The 17,823-nt window shown below is 68.1% G+C and carries 17 protein-coding genes, 2 tRNA genes and 1 pseudogene; 11 read left to right on the forward strand and 9 right to left on the reverse strand.

Annotation, left to right across the window (positions count from 1 at the left end; translation table 11 throughout):
• Window positions 1-40: 40 nt before the first annotated feature.
• From DL519_RS30050 to pknB, 6 genes are read left to right on the forward strand one after another with little or no spacing between them, the layout of a single operon-like run.
• Window positions 41-505, forward strand: a complete 465-nt coding sequence (locus tag DL519_RS30050) for an FHA domain-containing protein FhaB/FipA (RefSeq protein WP_168585963.1) — start codon at window positions 41-43, stop codon at window positions 503-505.
• Window positions 502-1,884: a PP2C family serine/threonine-protein phosphatase gene (locus tag DL519_RS30055; protein ID WP_190819778.1), complete on the forward strand. Its 1,383-nt coding sequence runs from the start codon at window positions 502-504 to the stop codon at window positions 1,882-1,884. The genes DL519_RS30050 and DL519_RS30055 overlap by 4 nt, the downstream gene beginning before the upstream one ends.
• Entirely contained in the window at window positions 1,884-3,293 is a 1,410-nt protein-coding gene (locus DL519_RS30060) for an FtsW/RodA/SpoVE family cell cycle protein (RefSeq protein ID WP_190819780.1), read from the forward strand. The genes DL519_RS30055 and DL519_RS30060 overlap by 1 nt, the downstream gene beginning before the upstream one ends.
• Entirely contained in the window at window positions 3,290-4,744 is a 1,455-nt protein-coding gene (locus DL519_RS30065; RefSeq protein ID WP_190819782.1) for a peptidoglycan D,D-transpeptidase FtsI family protein, read from the forward strand. The genes DL519_RS30060 and DL519_RS30065 overlap by 4 nt, the downstream gene beginning before the upstream one ends.
• 3 nt (window positions 4,745-4,747) lie before the next feature.
• The gene (locus DL519_RS30070) at window positions 4,748-6,070 is read left to right on the forward strand and encodes a serine/threonine-protein kinase (protein WP_190819784.1); all 1,323 of its coding nucleotides are present in this window, start codon (window positions 4,748-4,750) and stop codon (window positions 6,068-6,070) included.
• A 37-nt stretch (window positions 6,071-6,107) separates the two neighbouring features.
• On the forward strand, window positions 6,108-8,066 hold the full coding sequence (gene pknB, locus DL519_RS30075) for a Stk1 family PASTA domain-containing Ser/Thr kinase (protein WP_190819786.1): 1,959 nt from the start codon (window positions 6,108-6,110) through the stop codon (window positions 8,064-8,066).
• 131 nt (window positions 8,067-8,197) lie between these two features.
• Here the strand turns inward: pknB and DL519_RS30080 are convergent, their stop codons facing one another.
• Window positions 8,198-8,842, reverse strand: coding sequence for an aminodeoxychorismate/anthranilate synthase component II (locus DL519_RS30080; protein WP_190819788.1), 645 nt, complete (start codon window positions 8,840-8,842; stop codon window positions 8,198-8,200).
• 321 nt (window positions 8,843-9,163) lie between these two features.
• Window positions 9,164-9,379, reverse strand: coding sequence for a hypothetical protein (locus DL519_RS30085; RefSeq protein ID WP_190819790.1), 216 nt, complete (start codon window positions 9,377-9,379; stop codon window positions 9,164-9,166).
• Window positions 9,380-9,563: 184 nt separating this feature from the next.
• Between DL519_RS30085 and crgA the strand changes: the two genes are divergently transcribed.
• On the forward strand, window positions 9,564-9,830 hold the full coding sequence (gene crgA, locus DL519_RS30090; protein WP_168585956.1) for a cell division protein CrgA: 267 nt from the start codon (window positions 9,564-9,566) through the stop codon (window positions 9,828-9,830).
• A 167-nt stretch (window positions 9,831-9,997) separates the two neighbouring features.
• Entirely contained in the window at window positions 9,998-10,405 is a 408-nt protein-coding gene (locus tag DL519_RS30095; RefSeq protein WP_190819792.1) for a PH domain-containing protein, read from the forward strand.
• Window positions 10,406-10,408: 3 nt separating this feature from the next.
• On the opposite strand, the gene DL519_RS30100 is transcribed toward DL519_RS30095, so the two are convergent.
• Together DL519_RS30100 and DL519_RS30105 are read right to left on the reverse strand one after the other, a co-directional pair.
• Window positions 10,409-11,338, reverse strand: a complete 930-nt coding sequence (locus tag DL519_RS30100; RefSeq protein WP_223839736.1) for a rhomboid family intramembrane serine protease — start codon at window positions 11,336-11,338, stop codon at window positions 10,409-10,411.
• A gap of 57 nt (window positions 11,339-11,395) precedes the next feature.
• Window positions 11,396-11,944, reverse strand: coding sequence for a peptidylprolyl isomerase (locus DL519_RS30105; RefSeq protein ID WP_190819794.1), 549 nt, complete (start codon window positions 11,942-11,944; stop codon window positions 11,396-11,398).
• 140 nt (window positions 11,945-12,084) lie between these two features.
• Here DL519_RS30105 and DL519_RS30110 point away from each other — a divergent pair, with 140 nt between their 5' ends.
• From DL519_RS30110 to DL519_RS30120, 3 genes are all read left to right on the forward strand, one after another.
• Entirely contained in the window at window positions 12,085-12,660 is a 576-nt protein-coding gene (locus DL519_RS30110) for a hypothetical protein (RefSeq protein ID WP_190819796.1), read from the forward strand.
• Between the two features lie 105 nt (window positions 12,661-12,765).
• Window positions 12,766-13,074 (forward strand): hypothetical protein, encoded by a 309-nt coding sequence (locus tag DL519_RS30115; RefSeq protein WP_190819798.1) that lies wholly within the window; start codon window positions 12,766-12,768, stop codon window positions 13,072-13,074.
• Window positions 13,075-13,083: 9 nt separating this feature from the next.
• Window positions 13,084-13,293, forward strand: coding sequence for an HTH domain-containing protein (locus DL519_RS30120; protein ID WP_190819800.1), 210 nt, complete (start codon window positions 13,084-13,086; stop codon window positions 13,291-13,293).
• Window positions 13,294-13,932: 639 nt separating this feature from the next.
• Here DL519_RS30120 and DL519_RS30125 read toward each other — a convergent pair.
• The 5 genes and pseudogenes from DL519_RS30125 to gyrA form a co-directional block, all read right to left on the reverse strand.
• Window positions 13,933-14,005: transfer RNA gene (locus DL519_RS30125), tRNA-Ala, on the reverse strand.
• A gap of 99 nt (window positions 14,006-14,104) precedes the next feature.
• A pseudogene (locus DL519_RS47465) lies at window positions 14,105-14,212 on the reverse strand (DLW-39 family protein); the annotation flags it as partial.
• 64 nt (window positions 14,213-14,276) lie between these two features.
• Window positions 14,277-14,350 (reverse strand) — tRNA-Ile (locus DL519_RS30130).
• 117 nt (window positions 14,351-14,467) lie between these two features.
• Window positions 14,468-15,262 carry a DUF3566 domain-containing protein gene (locus DL519_RS30135; RefSeq protein WP_190819802.1) on the reverse strand — a complete coding sequence of 265 codons (795 nt, stop codon included), beginning with the start codon at window positions 15,260-15,262 and terminating at the stop codon, window positions 14,468-14,470.
• 54 nt (window positions 15,263-15,316) lie between these two features.
• Window positions 15,317-17,812, reverse strand: coding sequence for a DNA gyrase subunit A (gene gyrA, locus DL519_RS30140; RefSeq protein WP_190819804.1), 2,496 nt, complete (start codon window positions 17,810-17,812; stop codon window positions 15,317-15,319).
• Between the last annotated feature and the right edge of the window lie 11 nt (window positions 17,813-17,823).

Genomic DNA, 17,823 nt, shown 5'->3' on the forward strand with positions numbered 1-17,823 from the left:
GAACCCCGCGTCCAGACACGAGTAGGAGCGTTCACAACAAGTGCCAGAGCTGGTGATTCAGCTGACCAGAGCAGGGTTTCTCGCCCTGCTCTGGTTGTTCGTGCTGGCTGCGCTTCGCGTGGTTCGCTCGGATCTTTACTCGGCGTCCGGGATGCGGGTCCCGATGCCAGGTGCGAGTCGGCTACCGGGCAAGCAGGCCCGGGGCAAGAGCAAGGCGCCCCGCCAGATGGTGGTGACGCACGGCGCTCTCGCCGGCACGCGCATCTCCCTGGACGGCCGGCCGATCCTGATCGGTCGCGCCGATGACTCCACGTTGGTCCTCGACGACGACTACGCGTCGACACGACACGCGAGACTGTCGCTTCGAGGCTCCGATTGGTACGTGGAGGATCTAGGCTCCACAAACGGCACATACCTCGATCGGGCGAAGGTCACGGGGCCGACCAAGGTCCCGCTCGGCGTTCCGATCAGAATCGGCAAGACGGTGATCGAGCTGCGCTCATGACCCTCGTCCTTCACTACGCAGCCCGCAGCGACCGCGGCCTGGTGCGCTCCAACAACCAGGACTCGGTCTATGCCGGCCCACGACTACTCGCCCTCGCGGACGGCATGGGTGGACATGCCGCCGGTGAGGTCGCCAGCAAGGTCGTCATCGCGGCGTTGGCGCCGTTGGACGACGACGAGCCGAGCGACGACCTGCTCGGGCAGCTCCGCGGTGCGGTGCTGGCCGGCAACGGCGCGATCGCCGAGCTGGTGGCCAACGACCCGGACCTGGAGGGGATGGGCACCACGCTCACCGCTGTGCTGTTCGCAGGCAGCAAACTGGGCTTGGTGCACATCGGCGACTCCCGGGCCTATCTGGTCCGCGACGGCGAGCTGACCCAGATAACCCACGACGACACCTTCGTGCAGTCGCTGATCGACGAAGGCCGGATCACCGAGGAGGAGGCCGCGCACCACCCGCAGCGCTCGCTGCTGCTGCACGCGTTGACCGGCCACGAGGTGGAACCGAGCCTGGCGATCCGGGAAGCCCGGGCCGGCGACCGCTACCTGCTCTGCTCGGACGGCCTGACCGGCCCGGTGAGCACCGAGACGATGGCGGAAGCGCTGCGCATCCCGGACCCGCAGCAGTGCGCGGACCGGATGATCGAGCTCGCCCTCAAGGGCGGTGGTCCGGACAACGTCACCGTGATCATCGCCGACGTCGTCGACGTCGAGTTCGGCGACGACGCCCCGATCGTCGGGGGCGCGGCGGGAAATGGCGATGAGCATCCGCAACCCGATTCGTCTGCGGCACGCGCATCCGCGGTGACCATGCCGCGGCCGCAGCCGCAGCGTTTCGAGCCCACCTCACCTCCACCGGAGCAGCCGCGCAAGCGCCGCTGGCTGCGTTCGCTGCTGGTGACGTGCGGCGTGCTCATCGTGCTGGCCGGAGTCGCGCTGGTTGGGCGCTGGTGGGTGCTCAACCAGTACTACATCGGCGCGAACCGCGCCGATGAGGTGGTGATCTTCCAAGGAATGCAGGGCAGCGTGCTGGGTGTCTCGCTGAACTGGCAGGTCGAAACGTCCTGCCCGCCGGACTCCGCGCCGGACTGCACCCCGATCAAGGTGGTCGACCTGCAGGAAGCGCAGCGACCGGACGTCCGCAACGGCATCGCCGAGGTCAACGGGCTGCAGGAGGCCCGCGACGCGATGCGGCGGCTCCGGATGACCGCGCTGCTGCCGGAATGCCAGAAGCCCAAGCCGCCGCCAGCGCAGCCCCCGGCTGGCCAGCAGCCGTCGCAGCCGCCGTCGCAGGGCCCGCAGCCCGAGCAGCCGTCGGACGCCACCCCGCTGCAGACGGAGGAGCAGCAGCCGGGCGTGACCTGCCGGATGGTGAGTTGATGGCGCAACCGGCCGTTACGACCGGAGCTGCCAGCGGGGCCCCCCGAGTCGACACTCGGCGGGGCACCGAGCTGTTCATGCTGGTTTGCTCGGCGGTGATCATCACGTTCGCGCTGATCGTGGTGGAGGTCTCCCAGGAGCAGACCGTTACCCGGGAGCTGTTCTTCTACGGCTTGGCGTTCCTGGTGCTCTTCGGCGCGGCGCATCTCGGCGTCCGCCGGTGGGCTCCGTACGCCGACCCGTTGATCCTGCCGCTGGTGTCCTTGATCAACGGGATGGGCCTGGTGATGCTGCACCGGCTCGACCTGGCACCGGTGGTGGGAGCCCCGTACACGCCGAAGCAGATCGTGTTCACCACGGCGGGCGTGGTGCTGTTCATCCTGGTCCTGGTGTTTGTCAAGGACCACCGAACACTGGCGCAGTACAGCTACACCTGCGGGTTTGTCGGCCTGGCCTTGCTGGCGCTGCCCGGCCTGCTGCCCTCGAGCATCTCTGAGGTCAATGGCGCGAAGCTGTGGATCAACCTGGGTTTCGTGTCCATCCAGCCGAACGAGTTCGCCAAGATCCTGCTGCTGGTCTTCTTCGCCTCGTTCCTGGTGTCCAAGCGGGAGCTGTTCACCACTGCGGGCAAGCGGTTCCTCGGCATCGACTGGCCGCGCCCGCGTGACCTGATGCCGGTGATCGCCGCCTGGGCCCTGTCCATCGGCATCGTCGTGCTGGAGAAGGACCTCGGCACGTCGCTGCTGTTCTTCGGCATCGTGCTGGTGATGATCTACATCGCCACCGAGCGCGCGGTGTGGGTCTTCCTGGGTCTGTCGATGTTCGCGCTCGGCTGCATCATCGCGTTCAACCTGTTCGACCACGTCCAGGCCCGGGTGAACACCTGGCTGGACCCCCTGGCCGACGGTACTGCGAACGACCAGCTGCGGTCCGGCCTGTTCGGCATGGCCAACGGCGGGATCGGCGGCTCCGGGCTGGGCGCGGGCATGCCCAACCTGACCCCGCTGTCGTTCAGCGACTTCATCATCCCGTCGCTGGCCGAAGAGCTCGGCTTGGCCGGGCTGATGGCGCTGCTGATGCTGTACCTGCTGCTGATGATGCGCGGGCTGCGCAGCGCGCTCGCGGTGCGCGACTCGTTCGGCAAGCTGTTCGCCGGCGGTCTGTCGTTCACCGTGGCGCTGCAGCTGTTCGTGGTCACTGGCGGTTCCACCGGGCTGATCCCGATGACCGGTCTCACCGCGCCGTTCCTGGCCTCAGGCGGTTCCTCGATGCTGGCCAACTACATGCTGGTCGCGCTGCTGCTGCGGATCTCCGACGCCGCGCGTCGCCCGCAGGCGCCCGCAAAGCCGAAGCCCAAGCAGGCCCCGATCGCGGAGGCACATACCGAGTTGGTGGAGCGTCCCCGATGAACAAACCGCTGCGCCGGGTTGCGCTGGCGATGATGGTGATGGTCGTGCTGCTGATGGGCAACGCGACCTACGTGCAGGTCATCCAGGCCGACGAGTTGCGCGACCACCCGCTCAACAGGCGGACGATGTACGAGGAGAACTCGCGGGAGCGCGGGCAGATCATCGCCGGCGGCCAGTCGCTGGCGAGCTCGATGCCCATCGAGCACGACCGCTACGCGTTCCAGCGCACCTACCCGAACGGGCCGCTGTACGCCCCGGTCACCGGGTTCTACTCGTTCTTCTACGGGTCCAACGGGGTCGAGCGCGCCGAGGACAAGATCCTCAACGGCACCGACGACAGCTTGGCCTTCGGCCAGCTCTCCGACATGATCACCGGCAACAAGCCGCGCGGTGGCAGCGTCGAGCTGACCATCAAACCGGCGATCCAGCAGGTGGCCTACGAGCAGCTGACCAAGCAGGGCTTCCACGGCTCCGTGGTGGCGCTCGACCCGAAGACCGGCAAGGTCCTGGCGATGGTCAACGCGCCGTCGTACGACCCGAACGTGCTGGCCACCACGAACAACAACGACGCCGCCGCGGAGTGGAAGAAGCTCAACGACACCCCGGATGCGCCGATGTCCAACCGGGCGGTCTCCGAGATCTATCCGCCGGGCTCGACGTTCAAGCTGATCACCGCCGCCGCCGCGCTGCAGAACGGGTACAACCCGAACAGCCAGGTGGAGGCGGCCGCATCGATCACGCTGCCCGGCACCAACACGCAGCTGCCGAACTACGGCAGCAAGACCTGCGCGGGCAACACCCTGACGCAGGCGCTGGCGCATTCGTGCAACACCGCGTTCGCCAAGATCGCCGGTGAGGTCGGCCCGGAGAAGATGCGGGAGACCGCCGCCGCGTTCGGCTTCGGGCAGGACCTGGCGATCCCGATGAACGTCGCCAAGTCGGACCTGGGTCCGATGGCCGACGCCCCGTCGCTGTACCAGAGCGGGATCGGCCAGCGCGACGTGCGGGTGACGCCGCTGCAGAACGCGATGATGGCCGCGGCCATCGCCAACGACGGCAAGCTGATGAAGCCGCAGCTGGTCGAGGCCACCCGGTCGCCGGACATGGCGGAGCTGAGCTCCTTCCAGTCGGAGGAGATGAACCAGGCCGTCTCGCCGGACGTCGCGCGGATGATCCGCGACATGATGATCCAGTCGGAGAAGAACACCAAGGGCGGCGGCAAGATCTCCGGCATCGAGATCGCTTCGAAGACCGGTACCGCCCAGCACGGCGACGTCAAGGACCAGCCGCACGGTTGGTACGTCGCGTTCGCGCCGGCTGAGAACCCGACCATCGCCGTGGCGGTGATCGTGGAGAACGGTGGTGACGAGGGCACCGAGGCCACGGGTGGCTCGATCGCCGCCCCGATCGGCCGGGAGGTCATCCGGGCCGGTCTGCAGGGGGGTGGCTGACCAATGCTGACCTCCGGCCAGTTACTCGCCGACCGTTACCGGCTCGGCCAGCGCATCGCCGTCGGCGGGATGGGCGAGGTTTGGCAGGCGGTGGACGTCCGGCTGGACCGGACCGTCGCCATAAAGGTGCTGAAGGCGGAGCTGTGCGGTGACGCCGAGTTCCTGCACCGCTTCCGCACCGAGGCCCGGACCACCGCGTCGCTGAACCACCCGGGCATCGCCGCGGTGCACGACTACGGCGAGACCGCAGCCATCCCGGACGGCCCGGAGGACACCGCGTACCTGGTGATGGAGCTGGTCGAGGGCGAGCCACTGGCAGCGATCCTGGCCCGCGAGCGCCGCATCAACACCGACCACACGCTGGACATGCTGGACCAGGCCGGTCGGGCGTTGCAGGCCGCGCACGAGCGGGGCCTAGTGCACCGGGATGTCAAGCCGGGCAACATCCTGATCACGCCCGAGGGCAAGGTGAAGCTGACCGACTTCGGCATCGCGAAGGCGGCCGACGCGGCACCGGTGACCCGCTCGGGCATGGTGATGGGCACCGCGCACTACATCGCGCCGGAGCAAGCCCTGGGCGACGACGCGACGCCGTCCAGCGACGTGTACTCGCTGGCCGTGGTCGGCTACGAGTGCCTGATGGGCCACCGCCCGTTCCTGTCCGAGAACGCGGTCACGGTCGCGATGATGCACATCCGGGAGATCCCGCCGCCGCTGCCGCCGGACGTGCCGCCGGGGGTGCGGGCGCTGATCGAGGCGACGCTGGCGAAGGACCCGCGACGCCGCTACGCCGACGGCGGCGAGTTCGCCAACGCCGTCGCCGCCGTGCGCGCGGGCATGCCGCTGCCCACCCCGTCCACGCTGGTCATGCCGCAGCAGCGGCAGCAGCAGCTGGTGCCGACGAACACCGGGGTGCACCAGATGCCCGGGCAGCTGCCGCCGATGGGCAACACGTACCCGCCTGGGCTGATCCCGCCGCAGGCACCGGCCCCACAGCTGCCTGCCCCGCAGCTGCCACCGCAGCAGGTGCCGTCCCCGCCTCGCACGAACAAGGTCATCGTCTGGGTGCTCGTCGCGGTGCTCGCGGTAGCCTTGCTGGTCGCTGTCGGTGTGACCACTTACTGGGTGGTCAACCGGGACCAGGGATTGGTCGGATCCGGCCATGTGACAACTCACAACCTGGATTCGGCAACTGCTTTGGGCCAGACTTCGCTACGGCGCACGCCCTTGATCGGGGCGGACCCCGCGAGTTCGCCGGACACGGAATTCGGGGGACCGCCGCCGGTCGTCCTGCTGGCACCGGCCGCACAGGGCGAATCGGCATGATGGGACGATCGTTGACAAGGATCGGAACGACACTTCGATGAGTTCACCTCGACTTCTGTCCAACCGCTACGAGCTCGGTGAGACTCTCGGCTACGGCGGTATGTCCGAGGTGCACCGCGGCCGCGACACCCGGCTGAGTCGCGACGTGGCGGTGAAGATCCTGCGCGCCGACCTCGCCCGCGACCCCACGTTCCAGCTGCGGTTCCGCCGCGAGGCGCAGAACGCCGCCGCGCTGAACCACCCGGCCATCGTGGCCGTCTACGACACCGGCGAGACGGAGGCCGAGAGCGGGCCGCTGCCGTACATCGTGATGGAGTACGTCGACGGCCGGACGCTGCGCGACATCGTCAAGACCGAGGGTCCGTTGTCGCCGCGCCGGGCCATGGAGGTCATGGCGGACGCGTCGGCTGCGCTGGACTTCAGCCACCGGCACGGCATCGTGCATCGGGACGTCAAGCCCGCCAACATCATGATCACCCGCGGCGGCGCCGTGAAGGTGATGGACTTCGGTATCGCCCGCGCGCTCGCCGACGGGCAGGCCGCGGTGACGCAGACCGCGGCGGTGATCGGGACCGCGCAATACCTCTCGCCGGAGCAGGCGCGTGGCGAGGCGGTGGACGCGCGAAGCGACGTCTACGCGTCCGGCTGCGTGCTGTTCGAGCTGCTCACCGGGGAGCCGCCGTTCACCGGCGACTCGCCGGTCGCGGTCGCCTACCAGCACGTTCGAGAGGAGCCGCGCAAGCCCTCCGACGTCAAGCCGACGACGCCGGCCTCGCTGGACGCCGTGGTGCTCAAGGCGTTGAGCAAGAACCCGGCCAACCGCTACCAGTCGGCCGCGGAGATGCGGGCCGACCTGGTGCGGGTGCTCTCCGGGCAGCGCCCGAAGGCGCCGATGATCATGTCCGAGGACGAGCGGACGGCGATGCTCTCGCAGGCCTCGGCGACCGAGGTACTGCCGCCCGGACGTCACCGGTCGGTCGCCCGGGATCCGGACGAGGCCGACGTCGAGCGGGAGCGCAAGAAGCGCAAGCACCGGACGATCGCGCTGGTCACCACGGCCTGCGTGATCGTGTTCGCGCTCGCCGCCTGGCTGGCGACCTGGATCTTCAACGGTTCGCCGAAGACGGAGGTCCCGCCGAACTTCGTCAGCATGACCCGGGCCTCGGCCCAGGCCGAGGCCGACGCCCGGGGGTGGAAGCTCGCCTGGTGCGTGTCCCCGTCCAGCGTCGACAACATCGACAAGGTCGTCAGCCAGAAGCCGGCGCCGGGTGTGGCGGTGGCCAAGGAGACCCAGAAGATCGAGCTCTGCTCCGGCACCGGGCCGGCGAGCGTGCAGGTGCCGGACCTGAGCGGGCTGTCCATCCCCGAGGCGTCGCAGAAGTTGGACGAGGCCGGGCTCAAGCTGGGGCTGACGCCGTCCTACGAGGAGACCAGCGACCCCAAGCAGGTCGACAAGATCATCGACTGGGACAAGAAGGGCCAGTCCGTCACCCAGGGCACCACGATTTCCGTGACGGTGGGCAAGTCGATCCCGACAGTCGAGGTCAAGGACGTGCGCGGCATGCCCTACGACACCGCGAAGGCCTACCTGGAGGGCGCCGGGTTCAAGGTCAGCAGACAGGACCGCGACTCCGACCAGGCACCGGACACCGTGCTCGACCAGAGCCCGTCGGGCGGTAGCAAGGCGCGGCCGAACACCGAGATCACCCTGGTGGTCTCCAACGGCCAGCAGATCACCATGCCGTCGCTGCTGGGCATGTCGCCCAGCCAGGCCGAGGACGCCCTGCGGTCCCGTGGCTGGGACGGCGAGATCAACGAGGTCAACCAGCCGACCTCGGACAAGAGCCAGGACGGCAAGGTGGTCGGCTCGTCGCCGAGCAGCGGGCAGAAGCTGGGCAAGAACCAGTCGGTGACGCTGATGGTGGGCGACTACAGCAGCAGCAGCCCGACCACCAGTCCCCCGTCCAACGGCTCCCTCTTCCCGCCATTCGGCTGACCTGTTCTGCGTGAGGGGCACCCGTGACCGGGCAACCGGGTCGCGGATGCCCCTCACGCGTCACCGCAGTTATGGATGAAGGGCACCTCCGACCGACTTGGCCGGTCAGCGGTGCCCTTCAACTTTCCGGCTCAGCGCTGGGCGGCGGCGGCGGCGACCTTGCGCATGCCGAGTTCGAGCTCGGCGACCAGGTGCTCGTCCACCGGGTGACCGGCCGAAGCCATCCAGTTCGCCAGCATCCGGTGGCCGCCCTCGGTGAGCACCGACTCGGGGTGGAACTGGACGCTCTCCACCGGCAGCTCTCGGTGCCGCATGCCCATCACGATGCCGGACGCGGTCCGCGCAGTGATCTCGAAGTCGTCCGGGATGGTGTCCGCGCGGACGATCAGCGAGTGGTAGCGCGTCGCGATGAACGGCGCTGGCAGTCCGGCGAACACCCCGGTCCCGGAGTGGTGGATCTCGCTGACCTTGCCGTGCAGCAGCTCCGGCGCCCGCTCGACGGTCCCGCCCCACACCGCACCGACGGCCTGGTGCCCGAGGCACACTCCGAACACCGGCCTGCGCTCCGCGGCGCAGCGCTCGATCAACTCCATCGTGCGGCCCGCGCGGTCCGGCGTACCAGGACCGGGGCTGAGCAGAACACCGTCGGCGGCGGCAACGTCGTCGTCGGTGACGACGTCGTTGCGGCGCACGACGCAGTCCGCGCCCAGCTGAGCGAGGTACTGCACGAGGTTGTAGACGAAGCTGTCGTAGTTGTCGACGACGAGTACGCGCACCCCGCCAGACTACGCGGAGCGCAAAACGTGTTTCCAGGCTCGTTTCAGGAAGGGAACCTCATTAACCTCCTCACCGGCGTGAACGCCGATGATTCCTGCCGCGCCTGAAGGCACGGAACTCCGCACACTTCAGGTCATCTCGGTGGGTTCCTGCTTCCCAGCGATCAGCCCACTCAACGAGCGGGTCTTACGTTCGCTCCACAGGCGTTTTGTCTCTCCGCCGGTCCAGCGGCGAGTGCCGGGCTGTGTCCGTCCCAGCAGTTTCGGAGCTTCCGGGCTCTGCCTTCGCCCCGCACAAAGATCAACGATACCCGCGCAACCCTAGACGGGGGCCTTCACCACCGCCCTGAAGGGCGGCGCACTGGCCCACGTGCCTGGTAGCGGGAACACCACGAACAGCAGCAACGCGACCGCGACGGCGACCAGCAGCACGAGCTCCGCGGCGATCAGCAGCTCACCCAGCACGTGCAGCGCCGTGCGCAGCCGAGCCGGCCGGCGGTCCGGTGGCGGTGCCACCACCAGCTCCGGCGAAGCCACGAGGAAGCCTCTCCCATTGCGGCTTGGACCACGGGGGAGATCAACGCTGTGATTACGTTAACGTGGTAGCTGGAAAACGAGCTGCACCGCGAGAAGTTGCGCGCGCCTCGGCGCGCTGACGCCCGGGGTGCGGCCACCGCCCGAGCACGCGGCGCACGATGCCGCACCACCTGGCGAGGACACCATGCCGAAGTCCAAGGTCCGCAAGAAGGACTCCCCCACCCCGGTGACCGATCGCCGCACGCCGGTGAAGGCGAAGGCGGTCGGCCCGTCGCACCCGATCTACATCATCGTGATGTTGGGGATGATGTTGATCGGCCTGCTCTGGCTGGTGATCAACTACATCGCTGGCGACAAGATCCCGTTCATGGTCGACCTGGGCGGGTGGAACTTCGCCGTCGGCTTCGCGTTCATGATCATCGGCCTGCTGATGACGATGCGCTGGCGCTGACCTTTAGCACGCAAGCGGAATGTGGTCGAGGTCCGAAGGGGTCAATCCCTTCGGACCTCACTCATCTCGTCGACCTCTTGACGTTCGGTCAGCGAACAACACAGGTGTAACTCATCCCCAGTGGGGATAACTCCTGTGGATAACTCATCGGTAGCAGGTGGAAAACGGTGGATGAGAACGGATCTCGGCAGTGGTCGACGCCCATCGGGCTGATCACCTGCGGATGGGTGCTCGCCGCTGTGGCCGCGGCGTGGTGGCTGCTCGCGGAGAGCCCAGTCGACCGGCTGTTCATCGGCGTGCTCGTGCTGGCGCTGGCCGTCGCCTCCGCACACGGCAGCATCTGCCGACCGCGGCTGCGCGCGGACCTCGACGGTGTCACGGTGCGCGGCTTGCGCGGCCCACGGCACTGGTCCTGGCCTGCGGTGTCGATCCGGGTCCGGCACGACCGCCGGTTCGGCCGCACCGTGCAAGCGCTCGAACTCGACGCCGACCCGGAGCTGGTCGTGCTGACCAGGCTCGACCTCGGCGCCGACCCGCAGGAAGTCGCGGACGAACTGCGCGCGCTGCGCCGCTGAGCGTCAGGACCGCAACAGGCCGCAGCGGGTTTCCGCTCCGGACCCGATGCACACCACGTTGCCGAACTGCAGATCACGGGTCACCAGCACGGCGATCACGACCACCAGCAGCGCGGTCAGCGCACCCACCTGGACCAGCGTCCGCCGTTCGCGTGGCGCGTAGACGAGCGCACCAGTCGCGAGCACACCGATGACGAGCCCGCCGAGGTGCCCGAGCAGCGAGAGGCCCGGGATCAGCACGCTGGCCGCGATGTTCAGCGCGATCACCACCAGCACCGGCCGCAGGCTGATCTTCAACCGCAGCGCGGCGATCGCGATGCCCCCCATCAGGCCGTACACCGCGCCGGACGCGCCGGCCACCATCCCCATCGGCTCGCCGAACATGAACACCGCGGTGCTGCCGCCGAGCAGCGACAGCAGGTACACCGCGCCGAACCGCAGCCGCCCCAGCAGGAGCTCCAGGTCCCGGCCGATCACCCACAGCGCGATCATGTTCATCGCCAGGTGCAGCAGGCCGATGTGCAGGAACCCGGCACTGATCAGGCGCCACCATTGCCCGCCCGCGACCACGACCGGCCACAGCGCGAAGTCGTCGAACAGCGCGGCGGTGTAGTTCCCGCCGATGCTGCCGGCCTGCACTGCGGTGAGCGCGAAGACCACCACGTTGATCGCGACCAGCACGGGGACCAAGATGGATTTCTTGGCCAGCCGCGCGCCGGCTACCGTCACCGGCCGCCGCATGCCGCGTTGTCCCTGCGCGATGCAGTCGACGCATTGCTGGCCGACGGCGGCATCGCGCAGGCACTCCGGACACGCCGGCCGCTCACACCGGGTGCAGCGCAGCCCGGTGGGACGGTCGGGGTGCCGGACGCAGGTCGGCAGCTGCGGCGGAGCCCCGTCCGCGCCGGGCTGGGATCCGGGCGGAACAGTCACGTCGGGACCTGCTCTTCGCTTGGGGCTGTCTCGGAACCGAGCCTCGTCGGCCGAGGTTCAGCCGCGTTCGATCGAGACCTTCTCGATGATGACGTCGTTGACCGGGCGGTCCCCCACACCGGTCGCGGTGTTCGCGATCAAGTCGACGACGTCGCGGGACTTCTGGTCAGCGACCTCGCCGAAGATGGAGTGCTTGTAGTTCAGCCAATCCGTGGCGCCCACCGTGACGAAGAACTGCGAGCCGTTGGTGTTCGGCCCGGCGTTGGCCATCGCCAGCAGGTACGGCTTGGTGAACTGCAGCTCGGGGTGGAACTCGTCGCCGAACTTGTAGCCCGGGCCACCACGCCCGGTCCCGGTCGGGTCCCCGGTCTGGATCATGAAGCCGGAGATGACGCGGTGAAAAATCACCCCGTCGTAGAACGGCCCGGAGCGTTCGCCCTTGGCGTTGGGCTCGGTGTACTCCTTGGTTCCTTCGGCGAGGCCCACGAAATTGGCCACTGTCTTGGGTGCCTTGTCGGGGAACAGGTTGATCCGGATGTCGCCCTGCGAGGTGTGCAGGGTCGCGGTCACCGTAATCCCAACGAGCGATCCGTTGTCTTCAGCCACCAGACCATCCTGCCATCGAAGAGGCCGAACCCGGAGTCTGGGTGCAATATGGGGCTGATCGCCGCCTGCTGGGCGGTGCCCACGCCGCAGGCGTGGGCCGACGAAGTCGACCGGCGAACGCCGGGCCGAGGAGGCACACGATGGACGAGGTGAAGGCGATGGCCCGAGCTGGCGAAAGCGTGGGCAAGGCGGTCGGGACGGGCATCAAGTCCGCCCGCCACGGCGCGAGACGCGCGGGTGAGGTCGGCGTGGCGCTGTCCAAGCAGGCCGCTGCCCGCGCCGAGCAAGAGCTGGCCAACCACGGGTACTCGACCGACGAGTTGCAGGAGCTCATCGCGCAGCGCGCCACCGGGATGTCGCGCAAGGAGCTCGCCAAGCGCGGCCGCAAGGCGCGCAAGCAGTGGGAGAAGAAGACCGCGAACTCCCGCAAGCAGCTGGCCAAGAACACGGCCGCCGCCCGCAAGGAGCTGGCCGCTCGTATCGACCCGGGCAAGCCGAAGCCGCGGCGCAAGTGGCCGTGGGTGCTGCTGGCACTGACCGCCCTCGGCGCGGCCGCGGCGGTTGCGTTCTCCCGCCGCCCGGAGGAGCTGCCGGTGGCTGAGGCCGACGACAGCTTCACAAGGCGCGACACCCAGGCCCGTCACCGCGCGAGCCGTCCCGACGTGCCGGCGCAGCCCGACGGCCAGACGAACATCGCGCCGGAACGATCCCACTGACCCGGTGAACTTCTCGGAGGCCGGGCCCGCCGGGTCCGGCCTCCGACTTCTCCGGATGTCGCACATCACATTCGATCCCACCGGATCGATGGCCACGATGCAGGGATGAGCGAACCGGGCACCACCGGCGCCACCTTCAAGGGCCACAACCGGTTCCGCGACGACCTCTGGACGACCGAGCGCGACAACTCGGTGTGGTCCTTCGATATCGAACCCGACGGCGACGGCTGCACGCTCACCCAGCGCTTCCGGATGAAGCAGCCGCCCAGTCAATTGCTGTCGATCAGGGACAGCCTGCCCGCCGACCGGGCCGCCACCTTCTTGGAGTTCCGCCGAGCAGACCGTCGACGCGATCCGGGACGCCCTCCAACTCTGACGTCAACCGAGGTTGACATCTCCCGATTGTCAACATAAGTTGACGGCATGGCAGAAGCGACGGAACTCGCCTCAGCGGCGAGCAGCCGGGATCCGCGGATCGGCCTGCGAGCCGTGGCGGCGCTGCGGAAGCTGCTCGAACAACTGGAATCCGTCCAAGTCCGCAACGCCCGCAACCGGGGCTGGTCGTGGCAGGAGATCGCCGTAGAACTCGGCGTATCGCGGCAGGCCGTGCACAAGAAACACGGGAGGTCCTGATCATATTCAAGAAGTTCACCTCGGCCACCCGGCGAGGCCGAGCAGCACGAGGAACACCTGCTATTCGCCCTCGTCGACGACCCGACCACCGCGGCGGGGCGCAAAGACCAATCAAAAACCAAAAACGTCACCACAAGGCCAAACCCAAACCCAACCCCACAACGAAACCAAAGCCAACGAAACCAAATGTCCAAAGAGGACGATCCCCAACAAGAGCAACAACACAGCCGAGCGGATGGAGCGGAACCCCAGAAACCCACCGAAAACCCACCGACAGCCGAAGGCTGACAACCCGCAACCCCAAGGGCACGGCCGAAGGCCGACACCAGGCAAAACACGACCGAAGGCCGACAAAGAGCGAGAGCGGGAAGGGCCCGCCACGAACGAAGGCACGACGAATGTCGCCCAGAAGCTCCGTGAACGAAGAGGGCCCGGAGTGCTCCGACAGCCGAAGGCTGGAGCTCAGAACCCCCGGAAAGCTGGTCCAAGAGCAGGCCGGGAACGCTCCGAAGACCAAGGAGCGGGCAAAAAAAGAAACCCCCACACCGTGGGGGTCTGCGGGGGCTCGGCCCCCGCAAAATAATGACGCGACAGTAATGGCCCACGCTTTCCGTGGGCACACTCCACCCAACTGACGCGTGGAGACGAGGGGAATCGAACCCCTAACCCCCGCCTTGCAAAGGCGGTGCTCTGCCAATTGAGCTACGTCCCCGGCTATCGCAGCCCCACTCAGGTCCGCTGACCGGTGACGCTCACGATGGCTGCCGGCTCCGCGAGCCGGATCAAGAACGGTGGGGAGCGATCAGGCCTCGGCAGTGGCCTCGCGCCACAGGTCGGCCTCGGCCTTCGCGGCCCGGTTGCGCCGGATGACGAACAGAACGACCCCAGCAACTGCGGCGAGTGCGAGTAGCTTCTTCACTTCCGGTCGCCTCCTAGCACGGCGTGCAGCCCGAGAAGTCCTCGGATTTGCGAAAGATTACCAGTGGGCCTAGAAGGACTTGAACCTTCGACCTCTTCGTTATCAGCGAAGCGCTCTAACCGCCTGAGCTATAGGCCCTTGGTGTGGTTCAAACACTACAGGACGCCGTTCCGGAGCCCGAAACGGGGGTCGGCGTTGCGGATCTCCCGGGACGTGGCGATCCCGGTGCTGGACCGGGATCGCCACGTCAGCGGTTCATTCCCGCTCGGAGAGGGTGACCTCGATGCCGCCGGCGAAGTCGGCTGCCACGTTGTAGATGAACGCGGCCACCGTCGCCAGCGCGGTCACCAGCACGATGTTGATCGCGCCGATGATCGAGGCGACCCCGAACACGCGTCCCGCGCTGATCAGCGGTTCGCTGGCCGCGTTGTCGGGCTGGGTCAGCTCGGTGAAGGTGCCGTTGAGCTGGTCCCACACGCCCATGCCGTCGAGCACCCCGTAGAGCACCGCGACGGCGATCATCCACACGAAGAACAGCGCGACGCTGAGCACCAGGGCGAGCTTCAGCACCGACCACGGGTCCAGCCGCTTCACCTGCAGGCTGGCCCGCCGCGGGCCTCGGCTCGGCCGCCGCGCCGAGGCCGTTGTGGCGCGGGCCGCCCCGCCCACACCGGCGGCACCGGCAGCGCCGCCGGTGAACGACACGGTCGTCCGCGTGGACGGCGGCAGTTTGGTGCGCACCGTTTCCTGGTCCTGCACCTGCTTCGGGATGTGCTGCGTGTTAGCGACATCCGGACCGGAGGAGGCTGCAGCCGCGGCCACCGGTGTGTCGGACGAGCCGGACGCGGTCACCGAGGCGCGTTGCCACGGGGGCGGCGTCTCGGTGCCGTGCAGGTCTTCCCCATTGCCTCCGGCGGTCGGCTGAGCGGGAGCCGACCCGGATTCCGTGCCGTCGTCCGCGGCACTGTCGTCGGCTGTCTGGGTGCTGACCGAAGCCCGGTCCGCATCCTGCTGCGGGTCCGACTGCTCCGGCTTCTCGGAAGGTGTCACGAGCGATCCTTCGTTGATCGTCGGCGGCGGTGTGCGACGTGGTCTCCCACGGTTTTACTGCTGCTGTTCCGGCCCCGCAGCGTCCGGGTCGGCGGCTTCCTCGGCGTTGCGCGCGATCGCCACCAGCGCGGACCCCTCGTCCAGGTTCATCAGACGAACCCCCTTCGTCTGCCTGCCGGCCTTGCGCACCTCCTTGGCGGTGGTCCGGATGACCCCACCGGTCGAGGTGATCGCGTAGAGCTCGTCGTCGATCTCGACGATGAGTGCCCCCACCAGCCTGCCACGCCTGTTGTCGTACTGGAGAGTCAGCACGCCCTTGCCGCCGCGGCCCTGCACCGGGTAGTCATCGATCGGGGTGCGCTTCGCGTAACCGCCGTCGGTGGCCACCAGCACGTACCGGTCGGCGCGGACGACGCCCATCGCCAGCAGCTCGTCGCCGCCGTTGAACCGCATGCCCAGCACGCCCGAGGTGGCCCGGCCCATCGGCCGCAGCGCGTCGTCGGTGGCGTGGAACCGGATCGACTGGCCCTCCGCGGACACCAGCAGCAGGTCGTCATCGGCGGAGCACAGCACCGCGCCGACCAGCTCGTCCTCGTCCTTCAGGTTGATCCCGATGAGACCACCCGATCGGTTGGAATCGAAGTCGGTCAGGCGGGACTTCTTGACCAACCCGTTGCGGGTGGCCAGCACCAGGTACGGCGCCGCGGTGTAGTCCTTGATCTGCATGACCTGGGCGATCTGCTCGTCCGGCTGGAACGCCAGCAGGTTCGCCACGTGCTGGCCGCGAGCGGTGCGGTTGGCCTCCGGCAGCTCGTAGGCCTTCGCCCGGTAGACGCGCCCCTTGTTGGTGAAGAACAGGATCCAGTCGTGCGTGGAGCACACGAAGAAGTGCGACACGATGTCGTCCTGCTTCAGCTGCGCGCCCTGCACGCCCTTGCCGCCGCGCTTCTGCGCCCGGTACAGGTCGGTGCGCGTCCGCTTGGCGTAGCCGGTGCGGGTGATCGTGACGACCACGTCCTCGTCCGCGATGAGGTCCTCCATGGAGACCTCGCCCTCGAACGGAACGATCTTCGTGCGCCGGTCCTCGCCGTACTTGTCGACGATCTCCATCAGCTCGTCGCGGATGATCTGCCGCTGCCGCTCCGGCTTGGCGAGGATGTCCTTGAGGTCCTCGATCTCCCGCTCGATCTCGGCCAACTGGTCGATGATCTTCTGCCGCTCCAGGGCGGCCAGGCGGCGCAGCTGCATCTCCAGGATCGCGTTGGCCTGGATCTCATCGACGTCGAGCAGCCCGATCAGCCCGGTGCGCGCGTCGTCCACCGTGGGCGACCGGCGGATCAACGCGATCACCTCGTCGAGCATGTCCAGCGCCTTGACCAGACCGCGCAGGATGTGGGCGCGCTCCTCGGCCTTCTTCAACCGGTACTTGGTGCGCCGGACGATGACCTCGACCTGGTGCTTGACGTAGTACCGGATGATCTGGTCCAGCCGCAGGGTGCGCGGCACCCCGTCGACCAGGGCCAGCATGTTGGTGCCGAAGGTGGTCTGCAGCTGGGTGTGCTTGTAGAGGTTGTTCAGCACCACCTTCGGGATCGCGTCGCGCTTGAGCGTGATCACGATCCGCATGCCGCGCCGGCTGTTCGACTCGTCTGCGATGTCGGAGATGCCGGTGAGTTTGCCCTCCCGGTGCATCGCGGCGATGTTCTCGATCAGGTTGTCCGGGTTGACCTGGTAGGGCAGCTCGGTGACGACCAGCGTGGTGCGGCCCTTGGTGTCCTCTTCGATCGTGACGACGGCCCGCATCTTGATGGAGCCGCGGCCGGTGCGGTAGGCGTCCGCGATCGCATTGGTACCGAGGATGAGGCCGTGGGTCGGGAAGTCCGGACCCTTGATCCGCGCCATGAGCGCGTCGAGCAGCTCTTCGTCGGTGGCCTCCGGGTTCTCCAACGCCCAGACGACACCGTCGGAAACCTCGCGCAGGTTGTGCGACGGGATGTTGGTGGCCATTCCGACCGCGATCCCGCCACCGCCGTTGACGAGGAGGTTCGGGAATCGCGACGGCAGCACCGTGGGTTCCTGGGTGCGCCCGTCGTAGTTGTCGGCGAAGTCGACGGTGTCCTCTTCAATGTCGGCGAGCATGTGCATCGCCAACGGGGCCAGCCGCGACTCGGTGTACCGCATCGCCGCGGCCGGGTCGTTGCCGGGCGAACCGAAGTTGCCCTGGCCGTCGATCAGGGGGTGGCGCATCGACCACGGCTGGGCCAGGCGGACCAGGGCGTCGTAGATCGCCGAGTCGCCGTGCGGGTGGTAGTTGCCCATCACGTCGCCGACGACGCGGGAGCACTTCACGTACCCGCGGTCCGGGCGGAAGCCGGAGTCGTACATCGCGTACAGCACGCGCCGGTGCACCGGCTTGAGGCCGTCGCGCACGTCTGGCAGCGCGCGGGCCACGATCACGCTCATCGCGTAGTCGATGTATGAGCGTTGCATCTCCTGCTGGATGTCGACCGGCTCGATCCGGCCGTGTTCCGGCGGCAGGATTTCCGTCATGCTCGTCCTTC

The organism is Saccharopolyspora pogona, from assembly GCF_014697215.1.
Classification (GTDB): Bacteria; Actinomycetota; Actinomycetes; order Mycobacteriales; family Pseudonocardiaceae; genus Saccharopolyspora; species Saccharopolyspora hattusasensis.

Bases quoted from the DNA above. Each gene is read 5' to 3' on its own strand.
- DL519_RS30055 (WP_190819778.1), top strand. From the start codon at position 502: ATGACCCTCGTCCTTCACTACGCAGCCCGCAGCGACCGCGGCCTGGTG.
- DL519_RS30060 (WP_190819780.1), top strand. From the start codon at position 1,884: ATGGCGCAACCGGCCGTTACGACCGGAGCTGCCAGCGGGGCCCCCCGA.
- DL519_RS30065 (WP_190819782.1), top strand. From the start codon at position 3,290: ATGAACAAACCGCTGCGCCGGGTTGCGCTGGCGATGATGGTGATGGTC.
- DL519_RS30070 (WP_190819784.1), top strand. From the start codon at position 4,748: ATGCTGACCTCCGGCCAGTTACTCGCCGACCGTTACCGGCTCGGCCAG.
- pknB (WP_190819786.1), top strand. From the start codon at position 6,108: ATGAGTTCACCTCGACTTCTGTCCAACCGCTACGAGCTCGGTGAGACT.
- crgA (WP_168585956.1), top strand. From the start codon at position 9,564: ATGCCGAAGTCCAAGGTCCGCAAGAAGGACTCCCCCACCCCGGTGACC.
- DL519_RS30110 (WP_190819796.1), top strand. From the start codon at position 12,085: ATGGACGAGGTGAAGGCGATGGCCCGAGCTGGCGAAAGCGTGGGCAAG.
- DL519_RS30115 (WP_190819798.1), top strand. From the start codon at position 12,766: ATGAGCGAACCGGGCACCACCGGCGCCACCTTCAAGGGCCACAACCGG.
- DL519_RS30120 (WP_190819800.1), top strand. From the start codon at position 13,084: ATGGCAGAAGCGACGGAACTCGCCTCAGCGGCGAGCAGCCGGGATCCG.
- gyrA (WP_190819804.1), bottom strand. From the start codon at position 17,812: ATGACGGAAATCCTGCCGCCGGAACACGGCCGGATCGAGCCGGTCGAC.